Raw genomic sequence first — 14,949 nt, 5'->3', positions numbered from 1 at the left:
TATCATTTAAATTGAAGAATGATTAAAAAATACATGAAAATGATGACTCCACCTACTACCAATCGTTGGCGCATCAGTCCAGCCCAAGGGTGTCATGAATCTATTATGCGTCTTGAAAAAGAGGGAAAAACACTTAAAACGATTGATCCACTTATCCGTAAGAAGGGGTATAACGGTACCTTTTCGGCTGTGCGCACACTTGTTGAAGGGATAAGGTGCAAACAGAAACGTGCTAATCACCCATCTCCTACCTATCAAATAGCTAGAAAACGTCTTGCCAGATGGTTTTGGATTCATCCCAATCATCTGAACACCTCAGAAAGAAGAGATTTAGAGCGTTGCTTCGAAAAATATCCTAATCTCCAAACTGTTTATGAAGTCATACAAGAGTATCGTGAAATGGTAAAACAATCTGATTATGAAGGATTTTTGCAATGGCTAAGAAAACAACTTTCCCATAAAGAACAACCCTTTTATCCATATACCGTCATTTACGCAACGATTTACAAGTCGTTAAGCATGCCTTTCTTCTTCCCTATAGTAATGGCGTGTTAGAAGGACAGGTAAATCGCTTGAAATCAAACGAATGTTGTATGGACGAGCTGGTTTAGCTATATTGCAAAAGCGCATGTTATATAAACTCGGATTTATTATTTTGAAAGAATAAAATTTTATACGGTAACAACGTTATATGAGATTTCACCAAATCTGCGTAAGAACCACTTTCATTTTGCACTAAACAATCTATTATTTTGTTTAGTTATCAGTCAATTAAGTACCTTTCTTCACATTATAATGACCGTTACTCATTACATTTGCGATACTATATAAACTAAGACTATCAATGCAATGGAGGTTTACAATATGAAAAATATAATGGAATTCCTCAACAATCCATATACTAAATACCTATTAGCCATGATGTAGGTTGTTTTATAATAAAGTTAAAATATTTTTAAATCGTAAAAAGGAAATTGACTTTTTTAACAAAAGATCAATTTCCTTTTAATATTTTATCGCATCTTTTTTCAAAGCATTGTGACTTTATTTAAAAGCGACAATAAAATTTTTTTTGCAAATTATATAATTTATACTATACTCCTAGCAAATTTAAATTAGAAACTGTTTCTCTTCCTATTGAATCATAAATTATTTTTGTTTTTCTCACACCCTTCAAATCATAGCAGTTTCTCCCGTCGAGAACGATTGGAGTTTTCATTAATTCACTATATTTCGAAATATCAAACTCTTTAATTTCATACCATTCTGTGAAGATAAAACATATATCTGCATTCTTGATAGTATCTTCAATGGAGGTACTATAGGTTATTTCATCAGGATATATTTTCTTAAAATTCTCAATACCAACAAGATCCCATACATTAACATTTGCACCCTCTTTAAGCATTATTGGAATATTTGCTAGGGAAGGTGCTTCTCTTAAATCGTCAGTATCAGGTTTGAAGGTTAGTCCCAGTATTGCTACATTTAATCCTTTGAAACTATCAAAATATTTTCGAGATTTCATGAGAGCTTGACTATAATTTTGTGGTGGTAGAAATCTTACTGGTACATTATATGCCATCGCTTCATATGTAGCAGTTAATCCTGGACTTGAAACTAACATTTTCGAATTTTGTAACTCTATCAAAAATTCTTCATGACTTAAATGTTTAAACTCTCCTCTAAATTTGTTTCCATATTCTTTTTTTAAGTATGTCATGACTTTATCATTACCTGTAACAATTATCCTATCAAACTTCGATTCATTCAAAGCTTCATAAGCATTTTCGAAAATCGTTTTCGGATATAATAACAAATCATCCATATTTTTCATAAACGGCGTTTCTAGCCCCGAAAAATTAAAAATTATTTGGTTTAATTCAGTATTTATATCTTTAGTCAATAAACTAGTGATTGGATCACAAACAATTAAATTGTTTATATCTTTTTTTAATACATTAACTTTCTGATCAATATCAAAATAGTTTTGCACAACATATGCATCTTATGACTATTTATATCATACGATTGTATTTTTGAGGCCGATATTCCTAATCCAAATCCTACCTCTAGTATATTCCCTGCATTTTTAGTGACTATCTTTGCTAACATTCCCATGTAATCAGACTCCCAAGGCTGCATGACTGGAATGACCCAAGATTTCTAGATTTCCCTCTGGAGTATATATTGCTTCTGCAGAACTCCAATTTTCCTCTAGATTTGAAAATCCAATTTCAATTCTGCTTGTTACTGTTTCTTTAAATAAATCAGTACTTTTCATAAATACTCTCCTTTTATATATACTTATCTACTTTATTAGTAGTTAGTAGCTCTTTTTTATAATAATAGAAAACAAAAGCAAATAATGGGATATGAATAACAAGCATTAAGATGATTAAGTTTTCATAACCACCTATGTCTCCTGTTAAGCCATAAATTAAAAACATAATTAACGAAATGATACTTAAAACTGTTGAAAAGAAAGAGAGTACAGTTGCTCTAACATTTTCTTGTACCAATTCATTTATCGTAAAAAATAAAGGGGGCTCTAAAATATCAATTGTGACATAGATCAGATAATACCCTATGATTGCCAAAATGATATTAGAGGATATGATGAATATTCCTCCGACAAAAAATATTCCCATAACCAATGTTGCAATGGTATTTAATTTGAATTTCATGACTAAATTAACATTTAGAGAAATAATTACACTAATAATTGTACTACCTAGATAAATAGTTCCTATAGTCGAGTTAGATAATTCTAATTCTGCAAAACGACTTTGCGTAAACATGATGACAGAATTTGTACTCGAAGAGATAATCGCCATAAATAAAATTAAAAATTGTATATATGGAAGTTTCTTTACTACTCTATATCCTGATTGCAATTTATTTATCATAGAAGGATTTTTTGTAACTTTGACTTCTTGTACACTTTCTTTAAATCTCAAAACGGCCAAAGTAGCTACAATACCTGCAATTGATTGCATTAAAAAAGGTAAACTTAAATAAGATGCAGCTGCAAATCCACCAATAAAAGCTGATAAACCTAACGCAGTAGCCACTAACGCTTCTTTAATTCCAAATATTTTTACATAATGTTTTTCCACGCCTTTTTCTTTTAAATGTTCATACACCATAGCCTGATCTGCACCACTGCAAAAAGCTGAGCCTATACCATCAAGAATGAATGCAATGATGAAAAAATAGAAATAATTAGACATATCCAAGTATGTACTTATAAATAAGAGTAGGAATGAACAACTACTCATTAGTAAGCCCATACTGATTACATTCCTTTTCCTTAGTAAATCCGCTAAAATGCCACTTGGCACATTGCTTAAAATCCTGCTCGAAAAGTAGATGATTTGTAATATACTGAATTCAAATAAACTAATCCCCTTATCTAGGATAAATATTAAAAATATCGGTCTAGTAAATCTTAAATTTGAAAAAATCATGTACATAAAATAAGTAGATAAATCTTTTATATATTTGGAGTCCTTGATTAGACCCATATGGTAACCTCCATTACTACATAGTTTTAACAACCTATCATTAAATAAAAATTAACTAGTCGATTATACCTTTAATGCTATATAAAGAATGGTAGACAAAGATACTCTGTGAGAGTCTTAATCAGCTATATATGTTTTCAAACTAATTTAGTATATGATTTCCAAATGTTTAATGGATTAGTTTTGAATTATAAAAAAGGTTACGTATTAAATTACTTTCCAATTCATTGCGAATTCCGTAGATTTGATTTATCAGTAGCTTTACTCTGTGAAGAAGATACGATTTAACATTATATAGCTCGATCCCAATGTATATACAGAATTTTTTACCGCTGATTTTTTATTTTTTGAATCATATAAATATTCAATTTATTATTAATTATAACACCACCAATAATACACTTAATACAAAAAATTTCAATATTTTTATTTTTTGTATTTTATTGCCACTTTAATAATTATTAGCAAATTAATAATTAAAACCATTGCATTTGCACATGATTCCTGTTTGAACTTATTGATATATTAGATATTTCTGGATTTTAATCTGACTATTTTCTAAAACTAGGTTCATCTAATAATATTTTTCTAGGGCTTATCCACGCTTTCAAATCTGTTAACATCGTAAACAAACAATTTTTTCACTCTCTCTATTAATAATTTATCACTTAAAATTTGTAACTACTCAGCCCCTACCCAAAATCAATACAAAGAGAGGTAATTATATCAAAAATTACCTCTCAAGCTATGTTTCGAATAATTCTATTTTTCCTGTTTTCATTACTTGTTTTATGGATGCAAACAAGTTCTTTTTTTGCTTCTTTAGTGTACTTAAAAAGCTTCGTGCCAGTGCGAAATTTTGTGCACCTGTCTCACTCCGGAACGTACCCGAGACTTTTTGTTTAACCTTTACCATTCGTAAGTCCCGCTCAGCTAAATTATTGTCGAATGGAACGTTTGGATTTTCTACAAATAGTAATATGGAATCTTGACGCTTTGAGAGTCGATTTAATCATTTTTCTGCATCATGATTCGCTATTGTAGCATTTTCCCTATACCCTTTCTCAAGAATAGCAGTATAGGTATCCTCCATCCACGCGACAGCCATGGGATTCAGAGATGTGTTTTGACGTTCTCTTTCTTGTTTTGCCAAGATGAGTATTTCTGTCATCTCCTGTGTCCATGTTTGCTTTGTTTGTTCGTGAATCGCTTTTAAATCACGAAGTAAATGGGCATTGCATACAGCGTGTTCACAATGTTCATACACAAAATACGATGCCAAGCAATCATGAACGGCAATGCCTTGGAATTTCGGTAAGACATCGATTTCGTTTATCGCATCTGTGCCACGTTTTTCATAAACATACTGTAACGTAACGTGATCCGTGCTCAATGTATGTAACCATTGTGTTTTTCTGTTACTTCGTAACCCTGTTTCATCAAAATGGATAACAGGTGCTTGGATCAGCACGTTTCTAGCTTGCGTCTCAAAGGTTTTCGTTAAATACGTTCCAAATTTTCGATTCATATTCCAAAGCGTTCCTTCGCTAATAGACAGATTAAAAAAGTGATGAAAAAACTCTTTTGTTCGAGCAAAAGGAACAAGTTGATAGTACATCATATACATGACCATACTTTGTACATTTACACCGTATTGTACATGGTGTTGCACTTCTTCAGGAAATACAGATTTCGTTTTCGTACCGCACTTTCTACACTTTTTTACTTCCGTTTCATGTTGCGTCACTTCTAGTTGAATAGGTGGAATATCAAAAACTTGGCGTGTTTTCACTTGAATAACAAGCGCATGTTCTAACGATTTCCCACAACATTCACAAGTCGTCACATAATGTCTGATTACGTAATCCGGATTTGAAGAATAATGAAGTGTATGACCTTTATGACCAGCTTGACCACCTGTCTTACGATCTGTTATTTCACGTAAACTTTTCACTTTCGGTTTACGTAGTCCATCAGATGAAGGTGGTTTATGGCTATTTATAGAGTTTTTTTAGCGTGAAATTCAAGAGCCAAAACGCGATTCGAAACAACTTGAAGTTGCGCCTGAAGGGATTCAATTGTTTTTTTATGTGCTTTGAATAGACGGTATAATTCTTCAGGTCCTTGATTGTAAACTTCTAAAAATTGTTTGTAGTTCATACACTTCACCTCCCTTGATTTGATATTTAAAGTGTTAACTAGTAATCAAAGAATCAAACGTGGTATAGAGATTTATTTTCAAAAAATGCAAGGGAGGCTGAGTAGTTACTTATTTTTTAATTCTAAAGCTACCACCATAATAATAATTCTCCCCAAGTTTCATAACAGCTATATGTGATCCTGGCTTATAAATTGATGTAATAGGCGTTACAAATCTATCATAATTATGATCCGTACCAGAATCATAAATTGTTTTATATCTTTACATATTTACTACTTCTTTTTCATCTTCATTTAATTGATATATCTTTACAATACCTATATCTTTATCACCTGTATAAGGGGTCACACGACCGAAAACAGAAAATTGTACGTTAAGGAATATTTCCCCATAAAAAAGACGATTCTTTTCTATATTTGAACTGTACCCCGAATCATGGACACTAAAAAAAGCCCATGATTCGGGGTTTTTGTGTATCTTTATAAGCAAATCTCGTTATAATGGATACAACGATAGAAGTGAGGTACGGAACATGAGTAAAATGATTTTTAATGAACGACAAAGGAAACAACTAGAAAAGAATAAAAATGTGGTAAAAGTATCAGAACGTTCGATTCGCTATTGCCCAGATTTTAAAGTAAGAGCTGTGAAAGAAAATCAACAAGGAAAAGGACCCAATCAAATTTTCTTAGAAAATGGGTTCGATTTAGAGATGATCGGTGAAAAGAAACCAAACCAATGTTTAAAGCGTTGGAGAAAAACATATGAACAATTTGGGGAGGAAGGATGTTATACAGAGCGTCGCGGAAAAGGAAGTACGGGGCGCCCTTCTTCCAAACTACTCTCTTCTGCTGACAAGCTAAAGAAAACAGAAGAGAGTATTGCGTTTCTGGAGGCAGAACTGGAATTCTTAAAAAAGTTAGACGAACTCGAAAGGCAGGCGTTACAGAAGAAGCGATTTTAACACCTCATGAAGCCTATACACTCATTGAACAAACGATTCGTCGCTTCCGGTTTCCTCGTATGGTGCGTTATTTTTGTGAACTCGCGGGCGTGAGTCGTAATGGATATTACGCTTGGCTTCGCCAAACAAATCAGCATATGGAGAGAGAACGGAATGACGAAAAAGATTACGAACTGATTCAAGAAATTTTTTACCGAAAAGAGAAAAAATGCGGTGCTCGTTTTATCAAAATGGAATTAGAAAATACAAAGGGGATTTGTATGAATCTCAAGCGTATTTACCGTATGATGCACAAGGATCATCTCGTAACGAAGATTCGCCGGGCGAATCCTTATAAACAAATCGCAAAAGCGACACAAGAACATAAGACCTGTCCGAACCTGTTGAACCGCCAATTTCATCAGGGAGAACCGGAACAAAAGATGGTAACCGATATTACGTATTTATTTTATGGGAAAGGGAAAAAAGCATATTTATCGTGTGTAAAAGATTGTAAGACGCGAGAGATTTTAGCTTATCACGTCTCTCCCTCTTTACAAATGGAGATCGTCTATCACACCCTCGAAAAATTGAAAGTGAGATTAGGAGGCACCATTCATCCAGAAGCCCTGCTTCATTCTGATCAAGGTGTTCATTACACTCATCCGGAATACCAAAAGCGAGTAAAAGAAATGGGACTCAGACAATCTATGTCACGTAGAGGAACCTGCTTAGATAACGCTCCAATGGAATCTTTTTTCGGTCATATGAAGGATGAATGAAATGATAAGTGTTGTCAAACATTCCAATCTCTTCAAGAAGTAATAGACAAGTATATGCAAGAGTATAATCATGATCGTTATCAATGGACACTCAAAAAAATGGCTCCGGTACAATACCGGAACCATCTTTTAAGTGCTTGATTTTTAAAGGTCTTTTTATGAAACTGTCCATTTTATAGGGTACAGTTCAGAGCTGGGATTTCCTTCTTTCATATAAAGGAGTGAAATACAGTGTGCCACATCTATACGCCGGAAAACAGATTTGGATTCTTCCTAGCCATGGTCACATTCTTAAACTGTATAACGAAAATGGTAAATGGATTGACGAACACACGATATCGAATCAAAAAGGGAGTACAATTTATAAGCAAGAACACTATGAAGGGATGAATAATAAACTTCCAAAATCATTACCAAAATTACGTGAATTATTTCTCGAAACATTTCCGTCAGGTAACGATTATGTAGAGCTTCTACAACAAGAAGTAAAGACAAATCACGCTTATCGTTTTCAAAAGATTTGGGAATTAAGATATTACTATGAAGATACAATCATTGATGTGGTACTTCAACAAGCTGTTACATATCAACGAACAGTTGGAGCGATTAACAAAACAATTAAAAGAGCTACATTTGAGGGAAATTGGTACCATCTTTGAAGAAGAAGCTGAGAAAGCAACAAAAACAAAAATGAGCTATATTAGATTTCTCGCAAGGCTGATAGAAGCTGAAACACTATCCAAAACAGATCGATCCATAAATCGGAAAATATCGTTAGCAAAGTTCCCGCGCATCTCTACATTAGAAGAATTTGATTTCGCCTTTCAACCTTCTATTAATGATACCTATGTACGAGAACTCGCTAACTTAGGTTTCCTAGAGAAAAAAAAAACAACCACTACTCTATTTGACGTTGTATGGGCTTAGCTTGATAGCGATGGGGTATCCTCCCCAAAAAGCTGATTTACAACGAATAGAATAACCCCCCATTGATACAAAGATTTTCACCTTAACGTTATAAATTCGAAAAATCCCGATGCTACCTCTAAACAAAAAGTAAACAGCTAAAAATATATCGATTTTTTAACTATTTATTAAAAAAACTAATACTATCCCAAATTAATTATTCTAGAAAATGAATTTTGCAAATCAATATCATGAGTAACAACAATAATAGTTTTTCCTTCATTATGAAGCTTCTTTAACACTTCAATTACTTGATCACGATTCTCTCTATCAAGAGATCCTGTAGGCTCATCAGCCAAAATAATATCACATTTTTTCAATAAAATTCTAGCTAATGCAAGTCTTTGTTGTTCACCACCACTTAAAGTATAAACTTTAGTTTTTAAAGAACAAGATAACCCAACTTGTTTTAATGCATCTTCCATTAAAATCTTTTTCTCTTTTTTAGAGATCTTCTGAAATTCAAGTGCAACTTCTAAATTCACATCAACTGTTTCAGTATCCATTAAAGCATAATTTTGAAATATATAACCTAAATTATCTCTAAAAAATTTTTTTCTATTCTTATAAGGATTATTATCTCCTTGAATAATAACTTTACCATTATCCGGTTCATCTAATAACCCAATTATATTAAGTAATGTAGATTTCCCTGTACCACTTTTCCCCATAATCCCAACGAACTCATTATTATAAATACTAACATTAAAATCTTTAAAAATATATTGATCCCCATACTTTTTCATGATGTTCTCTAATTTAATTTCTATTTCTTTTTTCATGTACTCACCCCTCTTTTATAACTTGTACCATTTTCTTTTGTTCACTTTTCTTAATCAATAAATAGATAAATAAATTTTCTAAAAGAAGGATACAGAAAACAAGATATATAAAATCAAACTTCTCTAATATACATAAAATCAACATTGAAACAAACCAAACGAAATTAGTAAACATCAAATATAATTTATGTCTTTTAAAATAAGAATAACCATGTATTATCTTAATAGTATGTTTCAATTTATACTGTTCTAAATAATTTAATGTTGTAAACATACTTATAAACAAATAACCCAACAAAGCAACAAATAAAACAACTAAAAACTGATATGCTCTTTCTACATGTATTTGAATTATACCTTCAATACGATCGTAGGCATTATATAATACTGGATAAAATTCTTGTAATCCTAAATTTTCAATCTGATCCTTAATATTATTATATGGTATTTCTTTATCTAATAACTTTATAAAATAGCCATTTTTTCCAACAACTGTATCATACCATGCAGCTTCATTACCATTTGCATTAGTTAATATCATCGCAATACCATCATAAAAACGATTATTGGTATCTGACGCGATATCATTAGAAAAAGAAAAATACGATTGATTATTCTTTATCCAAATTATATTTATTACTATATCCTCTTTATCAGGAAGCTCTTTACCGGCATCTTTTAAAAAAGTATTTTTGACTTTATATTTTTGAAGATAATATTCTTCTTCAAAATATCTTCTTAATTCTTGCTCATCTTTTTTATACTTCTCTGGAACTAAAACCGTAAGTCTATCATCATCTTCTTTAATATCAATTAACTTATCATCTAACCCATATATTGGATTTAATTTCAAATAATTATTATTAATAAGTATTGTTTTTTCTTCATAAACAGAAACACCTTCAACTTCCATTCCCATCTGTTTTGCCCTGTAAGCATCAGAAAATCGAGCTAAGATTGCACCTCTGTCATTTGTATACTTAAATAATTTATATTTTTTATCAAACATTTCAAGAATAGCTTTAGGATCATCACCACTTGGTAAAGGAGCTTTAGTTGGCATAACTCCATATGATTTCATTTGTTCCCATTCGTTTGCGTTTTTATAATAATATCGATAGGAATCCGAAAAAGCACTATAAGAAACAAAAAGTAAATATAATATAATCACCGAAAAAATCACTTTTACCAAACTATTTACAATTTGTATTTGTTTTAAAGGCTTTTTGTTTTTTATACTTGCAGAAATTGAAATTTTTCCAACTCTTATAAAAAGAAGTGACATAATAAAACAAACTATCATTCCGATTATAAATTGATAAAACAAGTAATCAATAATTATCTTAAACCAATACAAACTAAACAATGAATTTTTCATTGTTATAAAAATCATAACAACTGTAGTAGAAATAATTAAAGCTAAAAAATACAATTTAAATATTTGTAGAAAATATCTTTTCCAAATATCTAAAGATCCATAACCATTTAACAATCTAATAGCAGAGTTTTTATACTCTAAAAAATAATAATAAATAATTATAAATAACGATAAAACATACAACAAGATAATAGGAATGATTTTTAACCAAGATGATGTATCAATAACAGAATTATACTCATAACTAAAATAATTAATTTTCATGCCTAAATCTCTCTGTAATCTATCTATAAAAAGATCAATTTTACTATTATCGTTTAAAGAAACTATATAATCTCCAGCCACTGACTTATCTTTTGGAAACATTTTTAATGGTTTAATACTAAAATTATTGTCTTCCTTATAAGAAAATATTTCTCCTGTTACACCCTTACCTTTTGATGTAGAAATATTAAATTCATCAGATTTATTATCTGGAAATACTCCATCTAACAGTAAGAAATTTTCAAAATAAGAATCTGTATCATGTGCAAAATAAACATATTCCACTGATTTTTTTTCCGAATAAACAGATTTGAATACATTTGCATTATAATCATCAGAAACCTTAAATAATAATGATAAAAACTTCTCTGAATCAATTTTTAAAGAATTTTCATTAATAGTCACAACAAAACTATCTTCTTTTCCTGCCTTTTTCATTGAATCTTCTTGTTTACTAGAAAGCAAATCAAAATATATAAAAGATGAAAAAGAAAAAACAACTATGTATAAAAGAAATAAAAATCTTTTCATATATACTCTCTTTCTTTAAATTAATGATAATTACTAAATCAATAAAAAAGGGAGCAAAAAGACATTATAAACCAAGAATTTTTATACTCCCTTTATCTGCTATTTAATTAAATTACAAATAAACTATTGAACATCATAATATGATCTATAAGTATTCAATTCCTTATAATATGATGTTAGAGCATTAGCTGGTTTCCCTGGATTTTTCCATCCACTATAATCATACTCCCCATTTGCCATAGCTGTTCCTTTATGTACTCGAGAGCTATGTTCATAATCAGAGAATTGAGCTAAATCTAGTCTCCAACCCATTTTTTGACCTTACACCATTTTCCACCATCTACATTAAGACATGTACCTGCCCCAAAACTTGCACGCTGTGTTTGTGCTTTTTGAGCTCCATTAAGAACAGGCTGTGCTCCAAATTCAACATTTGTAAAACCATGTTCAGTATAAATCATTTGTGGCCCAGTTGATGTGTTTTCCTCCGCCGCAAAACTTGTTGCAGGTGAAACTAACACAGCACCACATAATCCTAAAGATAAAATCCCCTTACATAAAACCATTACGCGACATAAAATCTCTCCATTCATAAAATATTTTACTAGTTTTAACTAGTATAAAACTAAAATTGACATATATTACAATTAAAGTAAAAAGTTTACTTTACAGAATAATAGATTAAAATAAAATTAACTTTAAAAATTCGAATAATAAATAACAAAAAATCCATATAATACGTTTAGAACTTCATAATTTTAAAATTTTGTAATAATTTGTAAGTAATTATAATATAACTAAAAAGAAAAGGAAACCCTTACATTTTTAGGGAAACCTCTATAAAAATTTCTAATGCGCTGTTTTTACCTTCTACTTCCGTTAACTTTTTCTCCTTATTAGCTAAATGCTCTTTTGTGGTAACCAATTCATTCGTAATTTCGTGTAGTTTTGAACGAGTGCTTGATTGAATTGATTTTGCAATTCCTGATTTTCTAATACTTTATCCAATTTCTTTTCTAATTCCGACTTTTCTTCTTTTGAAACAAATAAATCAAGTTCTCCATTTCGCTATGATCGAACTTAATCATAAGATCATTTTTGTCCCTGTATTTTTTCTTTAATTGCTTTTAATTCCTCTATATTTTTCTTAGAATACCTGCGGTGCCCTCCCTGACTTCGCTCTGTTTGTATATTAAATTCATTTGACCATACTTTTAATAAATCGGGAGCCACCCCTAAACAATCTGCAACAATTTTCGGTGTATACATTTTGCACTAAACATTACGCGTGAGTGATCTACTCCAACTCGAAACACAAACCATAATAAAATTAAAACGGAAAAAGAGAAAAGAATTCAAAATCAAAGAAGGAAAAACAAAGAAAGAACGCATGATTAACCTTACTTCCATTTTTGATGAAGTATACTCTTATGCTCAAACTCTAGATAATACCTGGTTATTTCCTTCTCGAAAAGGAGACAAACCCATTAGTAAGATCCAGGCTTATCGACAATTGCAAAAAGCCGGAGATGTTGCTATGTTGCAAAAAATACTTAATCACAGTACACCACAAATCACATTGACTTATATCGGAATCAATAAAGAAGCGAAAGATAGTGTACTAGATACATTTTGTATTTAATTCAATTTGTAATAAAGAAACTATATTTCCAACAATTTCTCACGTAATATCAATTCATTTTCAGTCATGTAACCTCTGTGTAATTCTTCTACAATCTTATCGCAATTAAAGCATAATACTTTTTCATCACCTAAATAACCAACTGGATAAGGAACACCTACATAGTCAAAATCACGTTTATCTGCTGAAATAACCATTCTTCCGATAATCATAATGATTGGTTCTACACCTTCTAGTTTAACAACTGAGCCAATAGGTAATAGTTTCATTTATTTGCTCTCCTTTTTCTTTTTATATCTGAATATAAATTCTAAAATAATTATAAAAGCAAATCCAATAGATAATTGAATGACTGTAAAAAGGATTTTTTCTTTTGAAGAAGCTTCAGGTAAATTCCATATTACTACAAGGGGAATAAGTACCCCAACAATGGGAATAATCCTTAACAATTTATTCATATTTTGAATTCCCCTATCACATAGGTAATATCATTTCTTGTTAAATTTACTATGTACCAATTCAAAAAACTTATTTGCACCAAGTGAAATTGCACCAATAATAAGAACCCCAATAATAAAATAAATCTTTTTAAATACACTGTAAGGAGATAAAATAGCAACTACAAGAAGTATTATAATTGCAACGAATGTGACTAATTTTCCAACTTTAAATGCTTGCATATCAGCTTTCCTCTTTCTTTGTTTTTTCAAATTTGATAAATCCTCCAAGGCCAAACTCTTCCCCAAAGTATCCCCCGGTTTCAGCTCCAAGCTTTACTTTATAACCGAATGTACCTAATCCTAATTCCCCTTTTGCTATTACATCATAGTCTCCTATAAATGGAACGAAATCTGGGATATGAAAAAGATTTAACTCTGTTTCATATTTGTTAGCAGTAAGTTCCGATGCAATTTTTAATGTATATTGATCCACACCTGTTGTAAAGTTTGCTTCGCCAAACTTTTGAGTAAGGGTTAACTCTTGCGGAGTAAACCTAATAGGTCCAATGGGCCCAATAAAAGTAGTAATTGGAACCTTTATTTTTGTTATTTTAAAGGAGTTTTCTAAAGCAGATCCCTCTACTTTTGCTCCAATAATATTTCCAGCCACTAAATCATCTTTAGCAGCATCAACAGAAAAAGGTACATTTACATCTATTTTTCCAGATAAAGCTTTCATGTTCCACTCGCTGTTATTACCAAGAGGCTCCTTACCATCAATCACAGAACCTCCTAAAACTCCTCCAACACGATCTCCATCTTTCCATTCTGCTTCACCTGTAAAATATTTAATGTTATCCTTATCATCTTTTTTAGTTCCTGCCTGTGCTATTTTATTAGCTTCACGAGTTTTCTTTTCTGTAATTTTTTGAATAGATATTGCCCATCCCATGTTCAACACTTGCGTATCAAATATGCCGCTAACGGCATTAAAACCTTTTCCACTTTGCACTTCCGCAAGGCCTTGCGCAATACTAGTTGCTAATTGAATTGCTGTACTATAGTTATTGCTAGATGTTTGATTAAATTCATATAGATGATCTAGCTTTTCTTGCAGTTTTTGCCTCATAGCAATAAAAAGATTCGCCATAGCTTCCATACCCGAGATTGGCATAGCTTGACTCATGGCCTCCATATTTACTTTCATTCGATCAATTTCTTGAATTTGTTCTCGTAACTCTTGTTCGATGACATCAGTTGAAGCTACCTTTGATTGAAATTGACTTGGAAAGGCATTATTTTGGCGGATTAGTTCTTCACATAATTAAATAATACCTTGCGCTAAAGGACGAAAGGTTTGTACAAAAAATGATTTTGCACTACTATATGTTTGTCCTTGTAAAACCGTATCGATTGCAAAAGCGTCAATCGACTGGATCGCTTGTTCCATACCTTGAATGGTAGCAGTACATACAGCATTCATACTTTGAGTTTGGTTTTGTACTTCTCCCAAATACATATTTAAACTCATGA

The 14,949-nt window shown here is 31.3% G+C and carries 13 protein-coding genes and 7 pseudogenes; 5 read left to right on the top strand and 15 right to left on the bottom strand.

The annotated features are described in order from the left end of the window. Nucleotides 1-18 precede the first annotated feature (18 nt). Nucleotides 19-555 (top strand): transposase, encoded by a 537-nt coding sequence (locus tag MR056_RS15200; protein WP_242136582.1) that lies wholly within the window; start codon nt 19-21, stop codon nt 553-555. 538 nt (nt 556-1,093) lie between these two features. On the opposite strand, the gene MR056_RS22455 is transcribed toward MR056_RS15200, so the two are convergent. The 6 genes and pseudogenes from MR056_RS22455 to MR056_RS15165 all read right to left on the bottom strand — a co-directional run. Next, nucleotides 1,094-1,996, bottom strand: coding sequence for a UDP binding domain-containing protein (locus MR056_RS22455; protein WP_012094606.1), 903 nt, complete (start codon nt 1,994-1,996; stop codon nt 1,094-1,096). A 129-nt stretch (nt 1,997-2,125) separates the two neighbouring features. Further along, nucleotides 2,126-2,284, bottom strand: a complete 159-nt coding sequence (locus MR056_RS15190; RefSeq protein ID WP_157671235.1) for a hypothetical protein — start codon at nt 2,282-2,284, stop codon at nt 2,126-2,128. A 13-nt stretch (nt 2,285-2,297) separates the two neighbouring features. After that, nucleotides 2,298-3,527 (bottom strand): MFS transporter, encoded by a 1,230-nt coding sequence (locus MR056_RS15185; RefSeq protein WP_012094607.1) that lies wholly within the window; start codon nt 3,525-3,527, stop codon nt 2,298-2,300. Nucleotides 3,528-4,272: 745 nt separating this feature from the next. Next, nucleotides 4,273-5,481: pseudogene (gene tnpC, locus MR056_RS15175) on the bottom strand (IS66 family transposase). Nucleotides 5,482-5,525: 44 nt separating this feature from the next. Continuing rightward, on the bottom strand, nt 5,526-5,687 hold the full coding sequence (locus MR056_RS15170; protein ID WP_157671236.1) for a hypothetical protein: 162 nt from the start codon (nt 5,685-5,687) through the stop codon (nt 5,526-5,528). A gap of 109 nt (nt 5,688-5,796) precedes the next feature. Continuing rightward, nucleotides 5,797-6,036 (bottom strand): annotated as a pseudogene (locus MR056_RS15165) (DUF5065 family protein); the annotation flags it as partial. A 184-nt stretch (nt 6,037-6,220) separates the two neighbouring features. Here MR056_RS15165 and MR056_RS15160 point away from each other — a divergent pair. From MR056_RS15160 to MR056_RS15150, 3 genes and pseudogenes are all read left to right on the top strand, one after another. Beyond that, nucleotides 6,221-7,554, top strand: a pseudogene (locus tag MR056_RS15160) (IS3 family transposase). Nucleotides 7,555-7,616: 62 nt separating this feature from the next. Beyond that, nucleotides 7,617-8,072 (top strand): annotated as a pseudogene (locus MR056_RS15155) (hypothetical protein); the annotation flags it as partial. Beyond that, a complete protein-coding gene (locus tag MR056_RS15150; RefSeq protein ID WP_087098901.1) occupies nt 8,047-8,340 on the top strand; it encodes an ATP-binding protein in 294 nt (97 codons plus the stop codon). The pseudogene MR056_RS15155 and the gene MR056_RS15150, both read left to right, overlap by 26 nt. Nucleotides 8,341-8,522: 182 nt before the next feature. Here the strand turns inward: MR056_RS15150 and MR056_RS15145 are convergent, their stop codons facing one another. The 5 genes and pseudogenes from MR056_RS15145 to MR056_RS15125 all read right to left on the bottom strand — a co-directional run. Further along, nucleotides 8,523-9,161 carry a putative bacteriocin export ABC transporter gene (locus tag MR056_RS15145; RefSeq protein WP_087098903.1) on the bottom strand — a complete coding sequence of 213 codons (639 nt, stop codon included), beginning with the start codon at nt 9,159-9,161 and terminating at the stop codon, nt 8,523-8,525. Between the two features lie 4 nt (nt 9,162-9,165). Further along, nucleotides 9,166-11,334, bottom strand: coding sequence for a DUF1430 domain-containing protein (locus MR056_RS15140; protein ID WP_087098905.1), 2,169 nt, complete (start codon nt 11,332-11,334; stop codon nt 9,166-9,168). Between the two features lie 123 nt (nt 11,335-11,457). After that, entirely contained in the window at nt 11,458-11,646 is a 189-nt protein-coding gene (locus MR056_RS15135) for a lactococcin 972 family bacteriocin (RefSeq protein ID WP_087095071.1), read from the bottom strand. After that, the gene (locus MR056_RS15130) at nt 11,631-11,927 is read right to left on the bottom strand and encodes a hypothetical protein (protein WP_012094614.1); all 297 of its coding nucleotides are present in this window, start codon (nt 11,925-11,927) and stop codon (nt 11,631-11,633) included. The genes MR056_RS15135 and MR056_RS15130 overlap by 16 nt, the downstream gene beginning before the upstream one ends. A gap of 230 nt (nt 11,928-12,157) precedes the next feature. Continuing rightward, a pseudogene (locus tag MR056_RS15125) lies at nt 12,158-12,603 on the bottom strand (MerR family transcriptional regulator); the annotation flags it as partial. 13 nt (nt 12,604-12,616) lie between these two features. Between MR056_RS15125 and MR056_RS15120 the strand changes: the two are divergent. Beyond that, nucleotides 12,617-12,976 (top strand): annotated as a pseudogene (locus MR056_RS15120) (site-specific integrase); the annotation flags it as partial. A 20-nt stretch (nt 12,977-12,996) separates the two neighbouring features. Here the strand turns inward: MR056_RS15120 and MR056_RS15115 are convergent. The 4 genes and pseudogenes from MR056_RS15115 to MR056_RS22450 all read right to left on the bottom strand — a co-directional run. Then, a complete protein-coding gene (locus tag MR056_RS15115) occupies nt 12,997-13,245 on the bottom strand; it encodes a DUF4176 domain-containing protein (RefSeq protein ID WP_000771612.1) in 249 nt (82 codons plus the stop codon). Beyond that, entirely contained in the window at nt 13,246-13,434 is a 189-nt protein-coding gene (locus MR056_RS15110) for a hypothetical protein (RefSeq protein WP_087098906.1), read from the bottom strand. Between the two features lie 30 nt (nt 13,435-13,464). Continuing rightward, nucleotides 13,465-13,656, bottom strand: a complete 192-nt coding sequence (locus MR056_RS15105; RefSeq protein ID WP_041809839.1) for a hypothetical protein — start codon at nt 13,654-13,656, stop codon at nt 13,465-13,467. 652 nt (nt 13,657-14,308) lie between these two features. Next, nucleotides 14,309-14,947 (bottom strand): annotated as a pseudogene (locus MR056_RS22450) (T7SS effector LXG polymorphic toxin); the annotation flags it as partial. Nucleotides 14,948-14,949: the final 2 nt, after the last annotated feature.

Source organism: Bacillus cereus group sp. BfR-BA-01360 (assembly GCF_022663595.1).
Taxonomy (GTDB): Bacteria; Bacillota; Bacilli; order Bacillales; family Bacillaceae_G; genus Bacillus_A; species Bacillus_A cytotoxicus.
Note: the sequence above shows the minus strand (reverse complement) of the source record. Positions and strands in the feature narration are given on the sequence as shown.